Below are 21522 nucleotides of genomic sequence, written 5' to 3' on the forward strand. Positions count from 1 at the left end.
CAATAATCCTAAAGAGGCTTTTATCAAATTATTATACTTTATGTTTGAAGATAAAAAATACCCATTAGGAAAAGTTGAATCTTCAGCTGTTATAAAAGAAAATGCTGAAATATCTTCCAGCTGTTATATAGGAGATAATGTATATATTGGAAAAAATGCTAAAATAGGAAACGGCAGTATTATAGAAGCAGGAGCTTTTATAGGAGATGATGTTGCTATAGGTGAAAACTGCACTATATATTCAAATGTTTCTATACATGACAGATGCATAATAAAAAATAGAGTTATAATAGGATCATCAACTGTTATAGGAAATGACGGATTTGGTTTCTTTGAAGTTAATGGAAAGCAGATGAAAATACCTCAAAGAGGAAATGTTATTATAGAAGATGATGTAGAAATTGGAGCTAATGTTTGTATAGATAGAGCTACTTTAGGTTCTACTATAATTAGAGAAGGTGTAAAAATAGATAATCTAGTGCAAATAGCTCATAACTGCGATATAGGAGAACATTCAATAATAGTATCTCAAGTAGGAATAGCAGGAAGCAGCAAAATAGGACATCATTGTATATTAGGCGGACAGGCTGCTTTGGCTGATCATGTTACATTGGGAGATAGAGTAATATTTGGAGGGAGAACTGCTGTAATGTCTAATGTAAAGGTGCCTTCAAACTCTATAATGCTTGGTGCTCCAGGACAGAATATAGAAAGAGAAAAATTAAAAATGATAGCAGAACAAAAACTTCCTGAACTTATAAATTTGGTAGAAGAGCGATTTGGAGTAAAGATAAAAAGAGTAAAATAAATATAATAATAAACCTGCAGTATATACGCTGCGGGTTTATTTTTTTAAATAAAATATAGTATAAATATTATATTTTCCTGTTGTTATTTTTTATAATTAAATATATATTTAAATCTAATTAAAACAATATTAGATATTAGGGTTTAGATTATGAATAATAAAAAATTAGGACTTCAATTTAAAATTTTTGTATTATTAACAGTATCAATATTAGTAATGTTCATTGCAATAATAGGATATATGGTAAGCCATAACATAAGCACTTCAAAAGAAAAAGGGTTCGCTTCAACCGAATATATGGTTACAACTTATGCCAAAGATATAGAAAAAGAAATGATGTCATATATAACAATGATTCAGACAATATCATATTCATTAAAAAATGATATAGAAAGCGGCACTGTTACAAGAGAATCGCATGCTCTTGTTTTGGGTGATATGTTAAAAAGTAAACAAGGTTTATTTGCTATATATGAAATGTGGGAAAGCAATGCATTTGATGGAAGAGATAATGCATTTATTGATACTGATTACGGTTCTGAGATAGATGGAAGATACGGACCTGCTTTTTTTATGATGGCGGCACAGTATCTTATGATAAAGTTTATCAAGAAGAATTTGATGCAAACCCAAACTATTATACAATACCAAAAGAAACTAAAAAACTCTATATAAGCGATGTTGAAGTAGATGATACTTATGTAGGAGCAGATACTGTATTAACTGTAAGTGTAGTAGAACCTATATTAGATAATGCAAATAATTTTTTAGGAATGATAGGAGTTGACTTTTCAGCAGATAATTTAGTAAAAATAGTATCTGATATATCAACTAATGAAGGAATGGCCGGATACTTAATAAATCAATACGGAGTAATACTTGCTTCTACAAATTCTCAAAACATTGGAAAAGAAATTTCATCAATATATTCTGATAGAGCCAATGAAATAATAAGCAGTATAAAAAATGATAAAAAATATTCTTTTATAAACAAAATAGATAATCATAAAATATTTAATATTCTCATACCATTATCATCATTGAAAGACGATAATAATGCTATAGGATTATTAGTAAGTGTTCCAGAAATGGTCATAGTAAAAGAAAATATAAAAAATGCTATTGTAACTTCTGTTTTAGCTATAATAATACTTATAATATTTTTAATTCTTATAAACATATTGATAAAGAAAAGTTTAATAGATCCTATATTAAAAGTATTATTCATGTCTGAGAAGTTAAGCAGCGGAGATTTAAGCTCTTATGATAATAAAATATTAAATAATAGAAAAGATGAAATAGGTATGATATTCCATTCTTTGCAAAACACTCAAAACAGATTATCTAATATAATAAAGCAGATATTAGATTCAGCAAGTGCTATGGAAAATGCAAGCAAAAATGTTACAGCAGGAAGCATTGATTTATCAAATAGAACAGAAAAGCAAAGAGATGATTTAAAACTTATAAATGAAACTATGTCAAATACTTTAAAAGTAATTGATAAAACAACAAACGATATAATAAAAACTAATGATAAAATACAAATATTAACAAATTCAAGCGAACATTGCTACAATCTATCCAAAGAATCTATGGATTTAATGGATGACATTACTAAAGCAACTGCTGAAATCTCCAATATAACAAAAATGATAGATGATATAGCAATGCAGACAAATATACTTGCTCTTAATGCTTCTGTTGAGGCAGCACGTGCTGGAGAACAGGGAAAAGGTTTTGCTGTTGTAGCTTCTGAAGTTAGAAATCTTGCCCAAACTTCTCAGGAATCAGTAAAAAATATTACAAATATAGTTAACAATAGTATAGAAAAGATAAAAGAAGGAAATTTAAAAATAAAAGAAACTATGGATGCTTTGGAAGATATCACAAACAAAGCTAAAGAAAGCAGTTATATAGTAAGTCAGATGGTTGAATCTTCTACACAGCAGGATGCTTCCGCACGCGAGGTTCAAAGTGCTGTAAGCAGTGTTGATATTAGTGCTGAACAAAATACTAATTTAGTAAAAACAAATGCTGATATAGTAATTGATATGGAAAAAGAAACAGAAAAACTTGCTGATTTAATGAAATTCTTTCATTTTGGAAAATAGTTTATATTTTTTTACAAGAGTTTCTAATAACTATATTAGGCTGAAGTATTATATTAATATTATCTGTTATCCTTTCACTTATAATATTAAGTATGGATAAAACAGCATTTTTTCCCATTTCATAAACCTGAGAAGAAACTGTTGTTAATCCTATAATAGAAGAAAATGGAATATTATCATATCCTATTAAAGAAATGTCATTTGGTATAGATATATTATACTCTTCAGCAGCTTTTTTTATTCCAAAACACATAATATCGCATGCTGAAAATATTGCAGTATAATCCAATTTAGATTTTATAATTTCTTTCATCTGTATATAGCTTTCATCAAAATTGAAATTTGCCGGCTTATAATATTTGCTGTAATCAAAATCTATATTATTATCATTTAAGGCTTTCAAAAAACCAAGATACCTTTCCTTTTCTGTACTAACATCTGCATGGCCAGCCATATATACTATTTTTTTATGCCCAAGATCAATTAAATATTTTGAGGCATTATAAGCACCAAGTTCATTATCAGATCCTACATAATTTATTTTATCAAAATTTACTTTTCTATATAAAAACACTATAGGAACAGTAGAATCTTTAATTATGTTATTAAAATAATCTGTATCCCCTATTGACGGAATAATTATATATCCGGATACTCCAATATTAGTTATTTCTTTAAAATATTTATTTAATATATCTTTATTTTCCTTAAATTGAGATAATACTATATGATATCCGTATAAATTTGCCGTATTTTCTATACCCTCTATTATATTAGCAAAAAAAGGATTTGTTATATCTGGTATAATAACAGATATTATTTGTTTATTTTTAGAAGACTTTTTTATATTATAGCCATCAGAGTTTATAATTTTTTTAATTTTATTTTGTATTTTTTCATCTACACTGCTGTTTCCATTTAAAACTCTTGAAACGGTTGCTATTGATACATTTGCTTTTTTAGCTATATAGCTTAAAGTTATTTTTTTTTCACTCATAGATTATTTCATATAAAATTACTGTTATTAATATAATATATGACATGCAAATTGTCAATATATTTTTTTCATAAAATTTTCTGAAATTTTTCTGAAAAAAATTGACAATAAATTAATTTTAATTATACTATTATTTATATTAATACAAAATTATAAGGTGCATTAATGAAAAAAAATGGAATAATAAACAGCAGCATATCTCAAACCTTATCATATATGAGACATACAGATTTAATTTGTATATCAGATTTAGGTCTTCCTTGTCCAGATAATGTAAATAATATAGATATATCATTGAAATTTGGAGTACCATCTTTTATTGACGTATTAAAAGAAATTATAAATGATATGAAAATTGAGCGTATAATATTAGCTGAAGAAATTAAAACCAACAATCAATACATACATGAAGAAATTTTAAAAATTTTTAAAGACAAAGCAGATATTGAATATGTTAAGCATGATAATTTCAAGAAAAAAACTTCTGAATGCAAAGCTGTAATAAGAACAGGCGAAAATACTCCTTATGCAAATATCATATTACAATCTGCATGCATATTCTAATTATTTATTTTATAGGATTAATGAATATGAAAATAGAAATGAAAAATATTATGAAATATTTCGGTACTGTAAAGGTATTAAACAATGCAAGTTTTTCGTTAGATGATGGATAGATTCATGCTCTTATGGGAGAAAATGGTGCTGGTAAATCAACTTTAATGAAAGTTTTAACTGGAGTATATAATAAAGACGGCGGAGAAATATTGATAGACGGCAAAAGTATTTCTTTTAATCATCCAAAAGAAGCTGAAGAATATGGAATTGTTTTTATATATCAAGAGTTGAATAGTTTGCTTGATATGACTGTAGAAGAAAATATTTTTCTTGGAAAAGAAATATATACAAAATTTGGTATTTTAGATAAAAAGGCTATGGAAAAAAAAGTAAAAGAAACTTTATCTTCTTTAGGAATAACGTTAAACGCTGATGAGAAATTATCTGATTTATCTGTAGGTCAAAGACAAATGGTAGAAATAGCAAGGGCATTAATATCCGAAATTAAAGTTATAATAATGGATGAACCTACTGCCGCATTGACTAATAATGAAACAAAACATTTATTTAAAATTATCAATTCTCTAAAAGAAAAAGGAGTATCAATAATATATATATCTCATAGAATGGAAGAAATTTTTGAACTATGCGATAGAATAACAGTAATGAGAGACGGAGAATATGTAGGCATAAAAAATATAAAGGATACAAATATAAATGAAATTATCAATATGATGATAGGAAGAGACATAGGGGACAGATTCACAAAAACTGATAATAATAAAAAAGGCATAGCTTTAAATATAAAATCCATTACATCTGGAAATTATTTTAAAGACATATCTTTTAATGTAAGTTACGGAGAAATACTTGGAGTATACGGACTTATGGGTGCCGGAAGAACGGAAATAATGAAGACTATATTCGGAGTTTTGCCCTTAGACAGCGGAGAAATTGAATTAGAGAATAAAAAAGTAAAAATAAAAAACCCAAAAGAAGCAATTAAAAATGGCATAGGTTTTATTACAGAAGACAGAAAAGTAGAAGGACTTATGTTAAGTGAAACTATAAAAGATAACATATCTTTAAATAATTTTCCAAGAATAACAACAAATAATTTTATAATAAGTAAGGAAAAAGAAAGCTTTGTAAGTTCCTTTGCTGTAAGAGATTTTAATATTAAATGCAGCGGAGTAAATCATATATGTAATAACCTAAGCGGAGGAAATCAGCAAAAAGTAATATTCGCAAAATGGATATTGAGTAATCCTAAAATATTAATATTAGATGAGCCTACAAGAGGGGTTGATATAGCATCCAAAAAAGAAATTTATACAATGATGAATGATTTAGCCTCTAAAGGTATTGCTATGATTATGGTTTCATCAGAATTACCTGAAATAATAGGAATGAGCGATAGGGTTATGGTCATACATGAAGGAAAAGTAGCCGGATTTCTTAATAGAAGTGAAGCTACAGAAAAAAATATTATGATACTTGCAACTGGAGGCAAATTGTGAAAACTCAAAATAAATTAAAATATATACAGGATTATGGTTCATTTATAGCTTTAATATTATTAGTCATAGTTATAAGTGCCATAAGCCCTGATTTTAGAACTGTTAATAACTTTCTATCTTTACTCAGACAATCTGCCATTAACGGATTAATAGCATTCGGTATGACATGTATAATTCTTACAGGCGGCATAGATTTATCAGTAGGATCAATATTAGCTTTAACTAGTATAATATGTGCTCATACAATTAAATTGGGATTACCTGCCCCATTAGCTATGATAACTGCTTTGATATTCGGAATAATATTAGGTACTATAAGCGGATTGATGGTTACAAAATCAAGATTACAGCCATTCATTGCTACATTAATAACAATGACTGGATATAGAGGCTTGACTATGATAATAAGCGGAGGAAAACCTATATCAAGACTTGGAAATAATGTAATTCTCAATCAAATAGGTAAAGGATCATTTTTAGGAATTCCAATACCTGTATGGATATTATTAATATTTTTTGCTTTATTTTTGTTTATATTGAAAAAAACTGTGTTGGGAAGAGAAATTTATGCTACTGGAAGTAATGCAAAAGCAGCTGAACTAGCTGGTATAAATATAAATAAAATCAAATTAATGGTATATGCAGTATCAGGGTTTATGTCTGCATTATCAGGATTAATATTAGTTTCAAGGTTAGGATCTGCTCAGCCTACTTTAGGAAGTGGTTACGAATTGGATGCAATAGCTGCAGTTGCATTAGGCGGAACTAGTATGACAGGAGGAAGAGGAAAGATTACAGGTACTTTAATAGGCATACTAATAATTGCTGTATTAAATAACGGGTTAAATATTATAGGTGTATCATCATATTATCAAGATGTTGTTAAAGCATTAGTAATTTTCTTAGCAGTTGTTTCTGATAGAAATAGATAAATAAAAATATAAATTAATTTTTAAGGAGAAAATCATGAAAAAAATTATTCTTATACTTTCATTATTATCAGTATTTATTTTTTCCTGCAGTTCCGGAGAAAACAATACTAATACAAATAAAGAAGGCAGTATAACTGTAGGGTTATCTGTATCTACTTTAAACAATCCTTTCTTTGTAACTCTTTCTGAAGGAGCAAAGGCCAAAGCAGAAGAACTTAATATAAATTTAAGTGTTGTTAATGCTTCTGATGATACTGCTAAGCAAGCAAGCGATATAGAGGATTTAATATCTAAAAATGTGCAAGTTATAATAGTTAATCCTGTAGATTCTGATGCTGTAGCTCCGGCTGTTGAAAGTGCAATAGCTGCTAATATACCTGTTATAGCATTGGATAGAATTGTAAATGGAGTAGAAGTTACTACTCAAATATCATCTGATAATGTTGCAGGTGCAAAAATGGCAGGCGAATATTTAATAGAATTAGTAGGAGAAAATTCAAAAGTTGCTGAACTTATAGGAATACCTGGAGCTTCTGCCACTATAGACAGAGGTAAAGGTTTCCATGAGGCTACTGATAATAAATTGAATATAGTAGTAAGCCAAACAGCCAATTTCAACAGAGCAGAAGGTTTAACAGTTATGGAAAATATACTGCAGGCTAATCCTGATATAAAAGGTGTATTTGCTCATAATGATGAAATGGCTTTAGGGGCATTAGAAGCTATACAAGCTGCAGGAAAAGATATATCTATTGTTGGTTTTGATGCAACTGATGATGCTGTTTTAGCAATTAAAGAAGGTTCAATGAAAGCTACTGTAGCTCAGAAGCCTGATTTAATGGGAGCTATAGCTGTAGAAACTGCTTTAAAAATAATAAATGGTGAAACAGTTGAAAAATCTATACCTGTAGAAGTTTCTCTAATAAACCAATAAAATAATATAAAAGCGGTAATTTGTGTATATATTACCGCTTTGCTTTAATAAAATAATTTCAGAGTTTAAGATATGAGTAAGAAAATTTTAGTAATAGGAAGCATAAATAAAGATTTAGTAATAACAACTCACCGCTTTGCCAAAGAAGGAGAAACAATACTTGGCAATGATTTTTCTACAAGCAATGGAGGAAAGGGGGCAAATCAGGCATCTGCTATAGGAAAACTTGGAGGAGATGTAAGTATTTTAGGTGCTGTTGGAAATGATAGTTTCGGAAAAGATTTATCTCAAGCATTATCTTCAAACAATGTAAATATAGATAATTTAATAATTAAAGATAATGTATCAACAGGAATAGCAGTTATTACGGTAACAGAAAGCGGTGCTAATCATATTATAGTAGCACAAGGGGCTAATGCTTTAATAACTAAAGATGACATAAAAGAAGATTTATTAAAACATTATGATATTATTGTTATGCAGCTTGAAATACCTTTAGAAATTGCAAAATATGCTGCCGGCATTGCCAAAAAATTAGGTAAAACTGTAGTATTAAATACTTCGCCTGCTGTTAAACTTGACAGAGATTTTTTAAGCTATATTGATATATTAATAGCTAATGAAACAGAAATAGATATTATAGGCGGTATAAATCATCTTTTTGAATGCGGAGTAAAAAACATAATATTAACTTTGGGAGCTAATGGATGCGATTTTATTATAAAAAATAACAATCAAATTGAAACCAAACATTTTGATGCTTATAAAGTTAATGTTATAGATACTACTGCTGCAGGCGATAGTTTTTTAGGCGGCGTTGTAAGAATGACAGCAGACAATAAAACAATGGAAGAAGCTATTGATTTTGCTACAAAAGTTTCTAATATAACAGTTACTAGAAAAGGAGCAATAGATTCCATACCTTTTTATGATGAAGTTATTAATAAAAAATGGTAAAAAATTAATTAAGCACTTGACTTTTTTTATGATTATAGTATAATAATAATCACTTCGCTGGTGTAGCTCAATTGGCAGAGCAGCTGATTTGTAATCAGCCGGTTGCGGGTTCAAGTCCCATCACCAGCTCATTTCTTTTATAAATCCAATCACTTATTATTTACTAATAATTAATTCCATTTATTCGATAATATAATTATAGGATTAAGATATGGTCAAATTCAAAGATTTAATTAATAAAAAAGGTTATTTTGTAATAGCAGAAGCAGGATGCAACCATGAAGGCGATTTAAATATGGCAATAAAAATGGTTAATGAAGCTGCTAAAGCTGGAGCAGACGCTATTAAATTTCAAAGCTTTACGCAAAAAACTTTATTCGCTTCAAAAGAATATACTAAAATTCTAAAGTTAGATGAAAATGCTCTTGAAGGGGTTGATAATATAGTATTCAAAAAAGAATGGTATGAAATATTAATAAAAGAAGCTAAAAAAAATAATATAATGTTTATAACAACTCCTTTTTCTATTGAAGCTGTTGATGATATTAATAAGTATAATATTCCTATAATAAAAATAGCATCATGCGATATTGATAATTATCCCCTTTTAAATGCTGTAGCAAAAACCAAAAAACCTGTGATACTTTCGACCGGATTGGCTTTAAATAAAGATATAAGAGAAGCTTTAAAAATACTGCATAATAATGAAGTGGCACTTTTACATTGTTCTGTAGAATATCCTACACCTATAAAAAATGCCAGATTAAACAGAATACATATAATGAAAAATTTATTCAAAAAAAATATAATAGGATATTCCGACCATACTATAGGAATAGAAGCTCCTATCATAGCAGTTAGTTTAGGAGCAAAAATAATAGAAAAACATTTTACAGTTACACCTGAAAAAACAACAGGAGATCATATTATAAGTTTAGATATGATTGGAATGAGTAATTTAATAAAATCTCTTAATGATACTGTTCTTATGCTTGGAGGAAATGAAGCCTTAAAAAAAGAGCATATTTTAAGCAAACAGGAAAAAAAAGAACTTGTATATGCCAAAAGAGGAATATATCTTAATCATTCAATGCTTAAAGGTGAAATCATAAAAGAAAAAGATTTAATAGCATTAAGACCTTGTGTAGGAATACCTGCCAAAAATTATAAAAAAATTATAGGCAAAGTTTTAAAAGTTGATAAAAAGTCGTATACTGCTTTAAGTATGAAAGATTTAAAAAAATAAATAATATATTTACTTTGCATAAAAGGCTGCAGATTTTTTGATGATATTACTTGTATTATAAATAGAAAAAAATTATAATATTTATCATTAAATAATCTGAGAGGTAAAACTATATGCAAGGTTTTATATTTAACTGTCCGACAAAAGTAATATTCGGAAAAGATACCGAAAAAAAAATTGCTGAAGAAATAAAAAATTATAATGGTAAAAGAGTATTTATAGTATATGGTTCTAAAAGTGTAAAAGAAAGCGGCCTATTAGATAAAATAGAAAATATAATAAAAAATGAACAAATAGAATATGAGTTATTCGGCGGAGTTCGTGCCAACCCTACCCTATCCTATGCCAGAGAAGGTGTCAAAAAAGCAATAGATTTTAAAGCAGACTTTGTAATCGGTTTAGGCGGAGGCAGTGTTATTGATACTGCTAAAGCTATAGCACATGGAGCCGGAAATGCAGGTACTGATATATGGGATTTTTGGACTGGAGTAAAAAAATTAGAAAAAAGCCTTCCTATAGGATGCATACTTACAATATCAGCTGCTGGAAGTGAAACAAGTTCTGCTGCTGTACTTACAAATGAAGATAATCTTGATAAAAGAGGTTTTCATTCAGATTTTAACCGTCCTAAATTTGCCATAATGAATCCTTGTCTTACATTCAGTCTTCCTTATTATCAAGTAGCATGCGGTATAGTAGATATGATTATGCATACACTAGACAGATATTTCGGAGACAGTGAAGGCGGTAATAATGAAACAACAGATGCTATTGCTGAGGCTATTTTAAGAACTATAATAAAAAATGGTTTAATAGCTATGAAAGATAAAACTAATTATGATGCTATGAGCGAGCTTATGTGGTGCGGAAGTTTATCGCATAACACTTTAACAGGATTGGGACTTACATCTGATTTTATAGCCCATAAATTCGGACATGAATTAAGTGCCAAATTTGATGCTGCACATGGAGCAAGTTTATCTGTAATGTGGGGGTCTTGGGCTAAATACTGCTATAAAGATAAAAAAGAAAGATTCATTCAATATTCAAAAAATGTTTGGGGTATTGATGATGATACAGGGTTAAAAGGAATAGAAAAAACTATAGAATATTTCAAGCAAATAAATATGCCTACTAATTTTACAGAATTAGGAATAGGAGTTCAAAGCGAAGAAGTTTTACAAGATTTAACAAGAAGATGCATAAAAGATGGAAAACTTGAGTTTAAACATTTCAGAGCTTTAAATAAAGAAGATGTTTATAATATTTTTAAGATGTCTAATGTTTAATGATTTTATATATAACAAATAAAGATTATAAATTAGCTAAAAAATATAATACTTTAGAAATAAAAGATAAAGAAAATAATATAAAAACCATACCTATAGAAAAAATTAATAAAATCATTGTTTATGGAAAAAAAGCTATAAGCTCTCAGCTAATATTCCAACTTCTCAAAAAAAATATTTCTATGGTATGGTTTTCTAAATATGGCAATTTTTTAGGAGTATTAAATTCTAATAAAAAAGTAAAAATAAATTTATTAAAAAAACAATTTATCTTAAATAAAGATTATAATTTTTGTCTGCATATTTCAAAAATCTTTATCACATCTAAAATAAAAAATTGCAGAATGTTGCTTTATAAATATAATAGAAAAAATAATAATGAATTTGTTGAAAAAAGTATAAAAGTATTAAATTCATATATAAATAAGATTAATATTTCAGATAATATCGAAAGTATAATGGGATATGAAGGCAATAGTGCAAAAATATATTTTAAATGTCTTAATTATTTTTTGCCTGAAGATTTTAACTTTCAAAATAGAAATAAAAAACCACCTAAAGATCCTTTTAATTCTCTTCTTAGTTTCGGCTATACACTTTTATTTTATGAAATATATAATAATTTAGAATATTTTGCCCTTAATACTCATATAGGATTTATGCATAAATTAAGAAATGATCATCCTTCTTTAGTAAGTGATTTAATGGAAGAATTTAGAAGTCCGATTATAGATAGTATTATCATTGCAGCAGTAAGAAAAAAAATTTTTATAAAAGATGATTTTGAATATTCTTCTAAAAATCATGGTGTATATTTAAAAAATAAATCTGTACGAAAATTAATAAAAATTTTTGAAGATAAAATGAACAGCAGATATAATAAAAAAACATTTAGAGAAATATTATTACATCAGTCTTACTCTTTGTATAAATCAATAAAAGAAAAAAATCCTGAACTTTATAAAGGTTTTATAATAAGGTAGTAAAATTATGAAAAAAGAATATAATATTTTGGTAATATATGATATATCAAATGACAAAATTAGAAATAAAATTTTTCATATATTATCAGGCTATGGACATAACATACAAAAATCTTCATTTTTATGCCTATTAAATAACAGACTTTATAAAAAGATGCTTTTTGATTTATCCAAAATAAAAATAGATGAAAATGATTCAATTATAAGTTACAAGATGTATAATTTTAAAAGAAATGTAATAGGTAAAAAACATGATATACTTGATAGAAATTATTTAATTTTATGAAATAGTTGAAAAGTAGTGTAAAATGTACTATAATATATGCATCAGTTCTTTGACATATCTATTTCGCACGAGAGGGCAATTTTTTGTAAATTACATAGAAAATAGTTTGATAATTACATATACGAGCGAAAGTAAAACAGATTTACAAATAGAATTGATAATTACATAATGAGTTTAAAAACATATAAAAGAAGAAACTAGTTTAAAAATCTCGTATTGTAAATAAAAATTACTAATTTTTTACAAAAATTTTAAGAAAAAATTACGGGTTTTTAAACTCATTCCCCGTAAGGGGACGAAAACAATATGATTCACTAAATCATCCACGAAATCATAATCGATAGTTTTTAAACTCATTCCCCGTAAGGGGACGAAAACATTTCATCTTTGGAATCTTTTTCAGAAACCATATTTATATCGTTTTTAAACTCATTCCCCGTAAGGGGACGAAAACTATGAATTGGACAAATCGAACTAAATCAGAACCTTGATTTAAGTTTTTAAACTCATTCCCCGTAAGGGGACGAAAACTATAATTATAACATTATTGTTTTCCATTTTTAATTCTCCTTGTTTTTAAACTCATTCCCCGTAAGGGGACGAAAACTTGACTCCTATTACGAACTCATCAAATTCTTTTTTTAAATTTGTTTTTAAACTCATTCCCCGTAAGGGGACGAAAACTATAATTCTATTTTTTTAAAACATATTATCTAATTCACTTGTTTTTAAACTCATTCCCCGTAAGGGGACGAAAACTTAAAAATATTGAATGATGGAATTAGAGCCATTTTAAAAATGTTTTTAAACTCATTCCCCGTAAGGGGACGAAAACTCGAAAGAATTTTCCACTATCACTTTAACCTTTTTATCAAGACTGTTTTTAAACTCATTCCCCGTAAGGGGACGAAAACTTTTCATAGCTTTGGAAGGTACTTCTTGATATTCAAAAGAGTTTTTAAACTCATTCCCTGCGAAGCACTCCGGGACGGAGCTGTAAAGGGGACGAAAACTGGCATATTTGCTCCTCTCTTTGTTTTTTTATTTTTTACAATGTTTTTAAACTCATTCCCCGTAATGGGACGAAAACCTTTAAAAATGCTAAATATTCTTTACTAGCTTCTTCAACGTGTTTTTAAACTCATTCCCTGCGAAGCACTACGGAACGGAGCTGAAAGGGGACGAAAACCATAGTAATGATCTCCTTTTCTAGTTGTTGTATATTGATAGTTTTTAAACTCATTCCCCGCGTAAGCGTCCCGAAGGGAAAGAAGCACTCCGGTACGGAGCTGAAAGGGGACGAAAACTAATAACAATCAATAGATGTTTATTTTACTTTAGTTTTTGCCAGTTTTTAAACTCATTCCCTACGAAGTACACCTTTAGGTGCAGACCCGCAGGGCAGCTTCGCTGAGGGGACGAAAACTTTCATGTATAAATTTTGTGTACTCTGGATAGAGATAATATGTTTTTAAACTCATTCCCCGCGTAAGCGTCCGTAAGGAAGGAGCGAAGCGGAGTACACCTTTAGGTGCAAACCCGCAGGGCAGCTTCGCTGACCAAGTAGGTGCTACGCCTACGGCTTCGCTGCACGCTGTGCGCCTTCGGCGGGGACGAAAACTTTTGATGAAATATAGAAAAGGAGAATAACCATGGAAATTAAAACTAAAGAATTTTTTATAATGGTTAAGAAGTTGAGAAACCATTATAAAAAAATTTGTAAAAATTTAAAATTAAAATATGATGAAAAATCTTATACAAATTCTGGACTTACTTTTGATGAATGTTCTTATGAAGAAATAAAAGAATTATTGGATGAAATCGATGATGTTAATACAAATAGCAATGATATTAAGTTTACAGAAATTGGTATTGATATAACAAATTTATTGAAAGGAAATTATTAAATTACTGTTTTTAACCTCATTCTCCGATAACCACAAGGGTGCTTCGCCTACGGCTTCGCTGCACGCTGTGTGCCTTCGGCACCAAGTAGGTGCTTCGCCTACGGCTTCGCTGCACTCTGTGCGCCTTCGGCGGGGACGAAAACGTTCAAATAAATCTTTTATCTCCTCTGAATCAAAAGGATCAGTTTTTAAACTCATTCCCCGCGTAAGCGTCCCGAAGGGAAAGAAGCACTCCGGTACGGAGCTGTAAAGGGGACGAAAACGATGCGATAAAGTCGACAAGTTTTATAAATCCTAAAAGTAGGGTTCGTTTTTAAACTCATTCCCGCTTACTGTCTTTAAGGCAGTTTGAGGGACAAAATACAATTCTAGGATTGACACATGACAAATAATATTATATGGTTTAAAAAGGGATAGAAACTATTAAAAGGGACATATCATGAAAACAAAAGAAGAATTAGTAGAATTTCTAAATAAGAAAATTAATAATAATCAAAATCTTGAAGAAGCTCATAATTATATTTTCATTAAAGCATATTTAGAAGATATGATTGAAAAAGAGGTAGAAAATAAGAATCAAAAGTAATGCAATAATGATTATGCATAAAAAATTTTATTAATTAAAATGTTTTTAATTGATTGATAATTACTCTTATTACATTAAGAGGGCTTTTAATGCCCTCTTGAAAATATTATATTTAAAAAACTTCTCCATAAAAATCTAAATTATCAAATTTTATCTCATCGCTGTATAAAGGATTGCTTGGATAAATTCCTATAGAATTATATAATGTTTTACTGCCCACAAGTAATGATAAAATAGATATTATCTGCGGTGTGGATGATACCATATTAACATATAATTCGCCTTCTATATTCTTTGTACTTGTATTTATTTCTTCAATATATTCTTTCATCTTATTATATACCACTCTAGGATTAGTTGGATCTTCTATTTTTGTATATATTCCAACAACATTGCTATTAGAAATTTCTTTATATCTTTCAAGCATATTCAAATCATTTACATTATTTTCCAAACCAGCAGTTATAAATACATAAACATTTTCAAAATTATACTTATGCAGTATCTGTTCTATAGCTCCATTATACTCTTTTCTCTCATGTGTTTTAATATCAGTTACACCTATAAATGTTAATAAATTTCTTTTCATAATATACTCCTTAATTTTATTTTTTATAATACTTTAGTTATATTTATTATAACGGAATCTAAACCCGCTAATTAATTAAATATTACTTTAGAATTTTTATAAATTTCATCGAGTATTGAAACTCTCTTGCAATATTTATGCATACCAACTACATATAATTTACTCTTAGTTCTTGACACAGCAACATTAAGCCTCTTTATATCAGAAAAAAATCTAACAGAACCTGTATTTCTAGTAACGCTAAAATATACTATATCGGCTTCCTTGCCCTGAAAAGCATCTATCGTATCTATTTCAATATTTAAATGCTTTAATTTATCATTATTTTTTATTTTTCTTTTAAGTTCTAATTTTTGTCTTTTATAAGGTGTAATTACAGCCACAGAAACATTGCTTTCCAAGTTCAAACTTTCAATACTATTATTTATTATATCTGCTTCTATAGTATTATATAATTCCTTTGAAGTATTTGAATCCGGGAATAATTTATTTGTATTATAATCAAGCCAATATATACTGTCATCTTTAGTGTAATCAGTTCCATTTTTTAATTCTCCATTATAAAAATATTTGCTTACCAAATCACCAATACCAGCCTCCATTCTATACTGTACGTCAAGCATCCCAAACATAGTATTTTTATCAACATTAGCAAAAAGTTTATCAACTATAGAATTTGATACAAGCTCATCTTGCAAATTAATATCTATTTCCTTCATAGTTTCTATCTCCTGTCTGCAAAATACAGGAGGAAGCTGTTTAGGGTCTCCAACTAATATTACCTTTCTAGCAAATGATGCAGGTATCAAAATTTCAGGCAATGTATTTTTAGAAACTTCATCAATAATAATTAAGTCATAGGGAGAATCCAATTCTTCTATTTTAAATCTTGCCATTTGATTGCATGTAACTCCGACTATACTTGCATTATCACAAATATATTTATGATTCCTTTTTTTATTTTTTATATTTTCTTCAAATTCAGCAAATAATTCATCACAAAAGTTTTTATCATAATTAGACATAATATTTTTCTTCCAATGTTCTATATAATTATCAAAGCATATATTATAAACTTCATTATCCTCACTATTTTTAAAATTCTCATATCGCATAATAGAATAATATAAATTTCTTTTTTGAGTTTCAAATAAAAGTCTCTCTATGGCATTATCAACTGCTATATGAGTTTCCGAACATATAGCTATCTTAGATTTATTATTCATTTTCATAGTTTGAAGTATTATCTCAACAATTGCAGTAGTTTTACCAGTACCAGGAGGGCCCATTAAACAAAATAAATTTTTACTGTTTACAGCTTTTTCTATAATATTAAATACATCGCTTCCTTTTTTATATATATTCTGTATAGGATTAAGTTTAATATAGTTTTTAGCATTATTAGAGCTTTTAACATTATTATCATAATTCATTTTTAAAGTTTCAAAAAGTTTTGCAGACATAAAAATACCTGATTCTATTTTTTCTATAGTATCTATTTGCCTCAAATATTTTAAAGCTTCATTGCCTTCCATATTCTCTGATAATATAGATAAATAATTTTTATATTTTGATAAATACTCTAAAAATGTCATATATAATACCCCTTTTAACAAACTGTTATATTTTTTAAATCAAGTATCTTTATCATACTTTTATTTGTAAGGTTATTTTTTATAAGTTTTCGTTTATCCTCTTTATTCAAAGAATTTATATCACTGTCTTCAATATTTAAATAAAAATACTCCCCATCAAAATCTCTATTAAGATATATACCGCCTATTCCATTTATTTTCTTTATACACAATAAATCAGCATTCAAAAGATAATCTATATGATGAATTAAAGTTTCTCTATAAAATAGTTTTAATATTTTAAATATATCCTTTGGTCTATTATAATTATTTTTTATTGTAAAAATTATCATTCTATTGATTCCAGATATATATTTATTTTTAACTTTTATTTTATATTTCATATAATATTACTCCTTTTCTATTAGTGAGTTTTTATCTTTATAATAAGTTATGCCCATCTCATTAATTTTTTTCAAAGTAATAATAGATTTTGAATAAAGTTCTTTAATACATTTTTTTCTCTCCTTTATTAAAAATTTAGCTGTATCATAATAGTAACTGCACTTTTTATTGGCATCATCAAAAATACTTTTATCACTCTTATATTTATCCCATAATATTGTCTCTTGTTCTTTAAGACTATCAAAATTATATATATTCTCTCTTCTCTTACATCTCTCTTTTAAAGAATCACTAAATTTTTGAGCTTTATCAAATGAAAGCCTTTTTATATCAATAAGTTTATCTCTATTAGAAACTAATCTATCGTATTCAGGAAGAACATCATTATAAGATAGCTCTCTATTATATATATCATAATATTTATTCTGAAGCTCAACATATTTCTTATAACAATCAGATGCTTTATTTTTTATTTTTTCTATATTGCTATTTATATTCTCTATATTCTTAAATAAGAAATCTATTTTTTCAGGTACTGATTTAATATATTTTTTTATCACTAAAATATCATTATAATTTATTGCATCTCTATCACATAATTCTATAAGCATATTAATATTTTCTGCATTATCTTCAGTTATTATTCCTTTTAATTCTTCAACACATTTTATATTTTTATCATTGCAGTTATTAAACCATTTTAATCTATCATTTTTCTTGTAATATGAATTGAACACTTTTAAAATTTTCTCTGCCTCTATTTTACTTTTTCTTAAAATATTTATTTCTCTTCTAATATTACCAATCTTTGATACTAAAACCTTAATTTGCAAATCAAAATCTATCATATCAAATACAACATCATAAGATTTTTCAATTATATTGGAAACATCTTTTAAATCATCTTTAACAATTAAATAAAAGTTATTTTCTATATTTAATTTCAAATCTGATAAATAATTAAATAAATCATTAAGGTTTTTATCACAATTTTCTTTAAAATTCTTCACTCTGTTAATTGCTGCAGCTCTATAGTTTTCAATATCTGCTATTTTTAATTTAAGTTTTTCTCTCTGCTTCTCTAATTTTTTCTTACATATTAAATTCATAAAGAATCCTAAAATCATGATTATTCCTCCTTAAAATTATAAAATACCGTCTTCAATTAACAATTCATAGAAAGCATCTTCATTTGAATTAATACTCTCTGCAAATTTCTTAGAAGCTAAATGAACTATTGCACCTATAATAGTTTCTTTATTTTCTAAATTAGAATTTTCCAATATATTTATCAAATTGTCTATTTCATCATAAAATAATTGATCTCTATTTTCTATCTCATCTAATAAAGCATTTCTATCATCTATCTCTTTAAGTTCATTAAAATACTTCTTCTCTTTCAAAGCAAATATATTCCTTTTCGCATTTAAAGATTTCATCAAATCATTATGAAGCTCAATCACATCATTTTGAAACATATGACTTATATCTGTATAAAATGCCTCTTTCATATTATTTTCTATAATAGCAGCTCTTTCTTTAATCTTATCAATTGCTTTTCTTTCTTCTTCATCTATTAATCTATACTCTTTATCTAAACTAGCAGATATATATTTAAGTTCATCTCTTCTCATACCATATTCGCTTATTTGAGAAAATACACCTCCTATAATTGTAATCATATTTCTTAAACTAAATTCCCAATCTCTTTGTGTGCCTATATTATCAACCAATCTGTATAAATTTTTGTCTTTTTTAAACTCCGCATAAGCATTCTCAATATCTCTTTTTGCTATTTCAATACCCGCTTTACTATCTGATGTTATGATCCAAGAAGTAGCCAAACCAAAAGCTAATCCTCCAAGTACAGAACCTACTATTGTTGATATAGTTCCCAAAGTAGCTGCTGCCGCTGCACTCATAGTCATATTGGCTGTTACTAACGAAGCAATTGAACCGGCTAAAGATGAGCCTGCTGCTGCTCCTAATGAAGTCATAGTTGTTTCAGTAATATTTTTAGATACCTCACCCATCAGTTCTATACTATCAATTTTACCTAATGCAAATCTATATAAACTTTTTAATGTATCTATGGCAACAACTGCAACACCAGCACCTACATAAGGATTTGAAAGTACAGAAGAACCTATATTTTTTCCTAAATAGTGAAGACTAACAGCAAGTGCACTTTTAGAAGCACCATCTACACCGGCACCAGCAACATTTAAAAATCCTTGTATAAACTCTTCCTCTGTTAAATCTCCTCCATTATTAATAAACTTCATTATTTCTCCAAATAAAGCACCTCCTGCTGCAAAAGCTCCTCCCATTAATGCAGCTTTTCCTAATTGATTATGAAACTGTATTTTTCTTTTTTCATCTGCATGTTTATATTCTATTTTTTCTCCTTTTCTTGCTTTATCTGTAAGTTCTATTGATTCATCTCTGGTTAATGGATCGCTGTTCACTTTACCATCTTCACTTGAAATTCTATTGTATGTATTTTCACTTGTATGTGTATAATCCTTATTATTTGTATTAGTTTTGTTTGATGATTTTGTTATTATATCTTCAACTTGATCTGCAGGAGCTACCTTCTTTCCATCTGAATATTTAGGATTTGAAAGAGAATCAATATTAGAATTAGGATTATCTTCATATTTTAATTGATAATCTATTGTATCATTACCATCAGTAACTTTTATATCAGTTGTCGGATCTCCATATTTAGTTCTTTCTGCATAAGTTTGATTCTCTCTGCCCTGAGCTGCTGAATCTATATTGTATGTTATTTCATGATGTGTTTCTGCAACATTTCCTTGTTCATTGTATATATTTGTATTCTTTAATTCACCATCTTTCCTTCTAACAGTATCTTTTATTGCTGTATCATAATTATATATTCTATCATCTAAAGTTTCACGTTTTATGCTGTACTGCTCATTATTAGAATTGGCAATAGAATTTGAATATTTATTATTTTCATACATTTCCATATCATCAAATCTTCTATGATTCCAATTTGAATGTAAATTCTCAAAACCTGTTTTTATAAATTTTTTATAATTTTTCATAATATAACCTCCAAAAATTTAACTCTATAATCTATAAAAATTACCATCTTTTTATTATGGAAGAAACCGCTTTTGATATAATTATAATTATTGTAATATTTATTTTCATAATACACCCCCAATTTAAATTACTCTCTTCAAAACTGACTTAACTATTATACTTACACATAATGGTACTAAAGTAATAACTATTTTTCTAAACATATAAAAACTCCTTATGTACCTACATGTACTAAACCACATAGGCACAGACACTAACCTATTAAGATTTTTTATTAACAACTTCCTTCAATACTTTTTCTGCAACTACACTTACTACTACTGGAACCAAAGCTAAAACTATTTTTTTCATCATAATTAAACTCCTTAAAATTAACCTTTACGTGCCTACATGTACTAAACCACATAGACACAGACGCTAACCTATTAAGATTTTTTATTAACAACTTCTTTCAATACTTTCTCTGCAACTATACTTACTACTACTGGAACCAAAGCTAAAACTATTTTTTTCATCATAATTAAACTCCTTAAAATTAACCTTTACGTGCCTACATGTACTAAACCACATAGGCACAGACACTAACCTATTAAGATTTTTTATTAACAACTTCTTTCAACACTTTCTCTGCAACCACACTTACTACTACTGGCAATAAACTTATAATAACTTTTTTCCACATATACATATCTCCTTAATTATTCTTCTTACTCTCTTTATTCTTAAGATACTCTTCTAATACCTCTGCTGCTACTTTAATTA

Annotated in this window: 20 protein-coding genes, 1 tRNA gene and 1 CRISPR repeat array; of the genes, 15 read left to right on the forward strand and 6 right to left on the reverse strand. The window is 27.7% G+C overall.

Translation table 11 applies throughout. The features are described from left to right. From lpxD to Q0J90_RS04920, 3 genes are all read left to right on the forward strand, one after another. A partial coding sequence (gene lpxD / locus Q0J90_RS04910) for a UDP-3-O-(3-hydroxymyristoyl)glucosamine N-acyltransferase (RefSeq protein ID WP_297276840.1) occupies window positions 1-808 on the forward strand: 808 nt, incomplete at its 5' end. Between the two features lie 150 nt (window positions 809-958). Further along, a complete protein-coding gene (locus Q0J90_RS04915; protein ID WP_297276841.1) occupies window positions 959-1483 on the forward strand; it encodes a hypothetical protein in 525 nt (174 codons plus the stop codon). Window positions 1484-1581: 98 nt separating this feature from the next. Beyond that, complete coding sequence (locus Q0J90_RS04920; protein WP_367173842.1) at window positions 1582-2922, forward strand: methyl-accepting chemotaxis protein; 1341 nt, start codon at window positions 1582-1584, stop codon at window positions 2920-2922. Between the two features lies 1 nt (window position 2923). Here Q0J90_RS04920 and Q0J90_RS04925 read toward each other — a convergent pair whose 3' ends face one another. Continuing rightward, on the reverse strand, window positions 2924-3919 hold the full coding sequence (locus tag Q0J90_RS04925; RefSeq protein ID WP_297276842.1) for a LacI family DNA-binding transcriptional regulator: 996 nt from the start codon (window positions 3917-3919) through the stop codon (window positions 2924-2926). A 165-nt stretch (window positions 3920-4084) separates the two neighbouring features. Between Q0J90_RS04925 and rbsD the strand changes: the two genes are divergently transcribed. From rbsD to Q0J90_RS04985, 12 genes are all read left to right on the forward strand, one after another. Then, a complete protein-coding gene (gene rbsD, locus Q0J90_RS04930; RefSeq protein ID WP_297276843.1) occupies window positions 4085-4483 on the forward strand; it encodes a D-ribose pyranase in 399 nt (132 codons plus the stop codon). A gap of 125 nt (window positions 4484-4608) precedes the next feature. Continuing rightward, a complete protein-coding gene (locus Q0J90_RS04935; RefSeq protein ID WP_297276844.1) occupies window positions 4609-5997 on the forward strand; it encodes a sugar ABC transporter ATP-binding protein in 1389 nt (462 codons plus the stop codon). After that, entirely contained in the window at window positions 5994-6929 is a 936-nt protein-coding gene (rbsC, locus tag Q0J90_RS04940; RefSeq protein ID WP_297276845.1) for a ribose ABC transporter permease, read from the forward strand. The genes Q0J90_RS04935 and rbsC overlap by 4 nt, the downstream gene beginning before the upstream one ends. A gap of 34 nt (window positions 6930-6963) precedes the next feature. Further along, window positions 6964-7863 (forward strand): D-ribose ABC transporter substrate-binding protein, encoded by a 900-nt coding sequence (locus Q0J90_RS04945; protein WP_297276846.1) that lies wholly within the window; start codon window positions 6964-6966, stop codon window positions 7861-7863. A 72-nt stretch (window positions 7864-7935) separates the two neighbouring features. Next, window positions 7936-8820: a ribokinase gene (locus Q0J90_RS04950; protein WP_297276847.1), complete on the forward strand. Its 885-nt coding sequence runs from the start codon at window positions 7936-7938 to the stop codon at window positions 8818-8820. A gap of 56 nt (window positions 8821-8876) precedes the next feature. Further along, a tRNA-Thr gene (locus Q0J90_RS04955) sits at window positions 8877-8949 on the forward strand. Window positions 8950-9031: 82 nt separating this feature from the next. Further along, window positions 9032-10066 (forward strand): N-acetylneuraminate synthase family protein, encoded by a 1035-nt coding sequence (locus tag Q0J90_RS04960; RefSeq protein ID WP_297276848.1) that lies wholly within the window; start codon window positions 9032-9034, stop codon window positions 10064-10066. A 113-nt stretch (window positions 10067-10179) separates the two neighbouring features. After that, a complete protein-coding gene (locus Q0J90_RS04965; protein ID WP_297276849.1) occupies window positions 10180-11355 on the forward strand; it encodes an iron-containing alcohol dehydrogenase in 1176 nt (391 codons plus the stop codon). Next, the gene (gene cas1, locus Q0J90_RS04970; RefSeq protein ID WP_028330906.1) at window positions 11355-12338 is read left to right on the forward strand and encodes a CRISPR-associated endonuclease Cas1; all 984 of its coding nucleotides are present in this window, start codon (window positions 11355-11357) and stop codon (window positions 12336-12338) included. Before Q0J90_RS04965 ends, cas1 begins: the two co-directional genes overlap by 1 nt. A 7-nt stretch (window positions 12339-12345) precedes the next feature. Continuing rightward, entirely contained in the window at window positions 12346-12624 is a 279-nt protein-coding gene (gene cas2, locus Q0J90_RS04975; RefSeq protein ID WP_051436865.1) for a CRISPR-associated endonuclease Cas2, read from the forward strand. A gap of 268 nt (window positions 12625-12892) precedes the next feature. Next, window positions 12893-13613: a CRISPR direct-repeat array (repeat unit 35 nt; unit sequence GTTTTTAAACTCATTCCCCGTAAGGGGACGAAAAC). A 663-nt stretch (window positions 13614-14276) separates the two neighbouring features. After that, entirely contained in the window at window positions 14277-14531 is a 255-nt protein-coding gene (locus Q0J90_RS04980) for a hypothetical protein (protein ID WP_028330907.1), read from the forward strand. Window positions 14532-14970: 439 nt separating this feature from the next. Then, the gene (locus tag Q0J90_RS04985; protein WP_169730123.1) at window positions 14971-15117 is read left to right on the forward strand and encodes a hypothetical protein; all 147 of its coding nucleotides are present in this window, start codon (window positions 14971-14973) and stop codon (window positions 15115-15117) included. A gap of 112 nt (window positions 15118-15229) precedes the next feature. On the opposite strand, the gene Q0J90_RS04990 is transcribed toward Q0J90_RS04985, so the two are convergent. The 5 genes from Q0J90_RS04990 to Q0J90_RS05010 all read right to left on the reverse strand — a co-directional run bounded on the left by Q0J90_RS04990 (window position 15230) and on the right by Q0J90_RS05010 (window position 20759). Then, entirely contained in the window at window positions 15230-15706 is a 477-nt protein-coding gene (locus tag Q0J90_RS04990; protein WP_028330908.1) for a hypothetical protein, read from the reverse strand. Window positions 15707-15777: 71 nt separating this feature from the next. After that, entirely contained in the window at window positions 15778-17301 is a 1524-nt protein-coding gene (locus tag Q0J90_RS04995) for an AAA domain-containing protein (RefSeq protein ID WP_297276850.1), read from the reverse strand. A 14-nt stretch (window positions 17302-17315) separates the two neighbouring features. After that, on the reverse strand, window positions 17316-17684 hold the full coding sequence (locus Q0J90_RS05000) for a hypothetical protein (protein ID WP_297276851.1): 369 nt from the start codon (window positions 17682-17684) through the stop codon (window positions 17316-17318). Between the two features lie 6 nt (window positions 17685-17690). Further along, window positions 17691-18812, reverse strand: coding sequence for a hypothetical protein (locus Q0J90_RS05005; protein ID WP_297276852.1), 1122 nt, complete (start codon window positions 18810-18812; stop codon window positions 17691-17693). An 18-nt stretch (window positions 18813-18830) separates the two neighbouring features. Beyond that, complete coding sequence (locus tag Q0J90_RS05010) at window positions 18831-20759, reverse strand: hypothetical protein (protein WP_297276853.1); 1929 nt, start codon at window positions 20757-20759, stop codon at window positions 18831-18833. Window positions 20760-21522 lie beyond the last annotated feature (763 nt).

The sequence above is a fragment of the uncultured Brachyspira sp. genome (assembly GCF_944390595.1).
Taxonomy (GTDB): domain Bacteria; phylum Spirochaetota; class Brachyspiria; order Brachyspirales; family Brachyspiraceae; genus Brachyspira.

What these genes read in the sequence shown, in the direction of transcription:
- Q0J90_RS04915 (WP_297276841.1), top strand. Translation starts at nt 959, where the DNA reads ATGAATAATAAAAAATTAGGACTTCAATTTAAAATTTTTGTATTATTA.
- Q0J90_RS04920 (WP_367173842.1), top strand. Translation starts at nt 1,582, where the DNA reads ATGATAGGAGTTGACTTTTCAGCAGATAATTTAGTAAAAATAGTATCT.
- Q0J90_RS04925 (WP_297276842.1), bottom strand. Translation starts at nt 3,919, where the DNA reads ATGAGTGAAAAAAAAATAACTTTAAGCTATATAGCTAAAAAAGCAAAT.
- rbsD (WP_297276843.1), top strand. Translation starts at nt 4,085, where the DNA reads ATGAAAAAAAATGGAATAATAAACAGCAGCATATCTCAAACCTTATCA.
- Q0J90_RS04935 (WP_297276844.1), top strand. Translation starts at nt 4,609, where the DNA reads ATGGGAGAAAATGGTGCTGGTAAATCAACTTTAATGAAAGTTTTAACT.
- Q0J90_RS04945 (WP_297276846.1), top strand. Translation starts at nt 6,964, where the DNA reads ATGAAAAAAATTATTCTTATACTTTCATTATTATCAGTATTTATTTTT.
- Q0J90_RS04950 (WP_297276847.1), top strand. Translation starts at nt 7,936, where the DNA reads ATGAGTAAGAAAATTTTAGTAATAGGAAGCATAAATAAAGATTTAGTA.
- Q0J90_RS04960 (WP_297276848.1), top strand. Translation starts at nt 9,032, where the DNA reads ATGGTCAAATTCAAAGATTTAATTAATAAAAAAGGTTATTTTGTAATA.
- Q0J90_RS04965 (WP_297276849.1), top strand. Translation starts at nt 10,180, where the DNA reads ATGCAAGGTTTTATATTTAACTGTCCGACAAAAGTAATATTCGGAAAA.
- cas1 (WP_028330906.1), top strand. Translation starts at nt 11,355, where the DNA reads ATGATTTTATATATAACAAATAAAGATTATAAATTAGCTAAAAAATAT.
- cas2 (WP_051436865.1), top strand. Translation starts at nt 12,346, where the DNA reads ATGAAAAAAGAATATAATATTTTGGTAATATATGATATATCAAATGAC.
- Q0J90_RS04980 (WP_028330907.1), top strand. Translation starts at nt 14,277, where the DNA reads ATGGAAATTAAAACTAAAGAATTTTTTATAATGGTTAAGAAGTTGAGA.
- Q0J90_RS04985 (WP_169730123.1), top strand. Translation starts at nt 14,971, where the DNA reads ATGAAAACAAAAGAAGAATTAGTAGAATTTCTAAATAAGAAAATTAAT.
- Q0J90_RS04990 (WP_028330908.1), bottom strand. Translation starts at nt 15,706, where the DNA reads ATGAAAAGAAATTTATTAACATTTATAGGTGTAACTGATATTAAAACA.
- Q0J90_RS04995 (WP_297276850.1), bottom strand. Translation starts at nt 17,301, where the DNA reads ATGACATTTTTAGAGTATTTATCAAAATATAAAAATTATTTATCTATA.
- Q0J90_RS05000 (WP_297276851.1), bottom strand. Translation starts at nt 17,684, where the DNA reads ATGAAATATAAAATAAAAGTTAAAAATAAATATATATCTGGAATCAAT.
- Q0J90_RS05005 (WP_297276852.1), bottom strand. Translation starts at nt 18,812, where the DNA reads ATGATTTTAGGATTCTTTATGAATTTAATATGTAAGAAAAAATTAGAG.
- Q0J90_RS05010 (WP_297276853.1), bottom strand. Translation starts at nt 20,759, where the DNA reads ATGAAAAATTATAAAAAATTTATAAAAACAGGTTTTGAGAATTTACAT.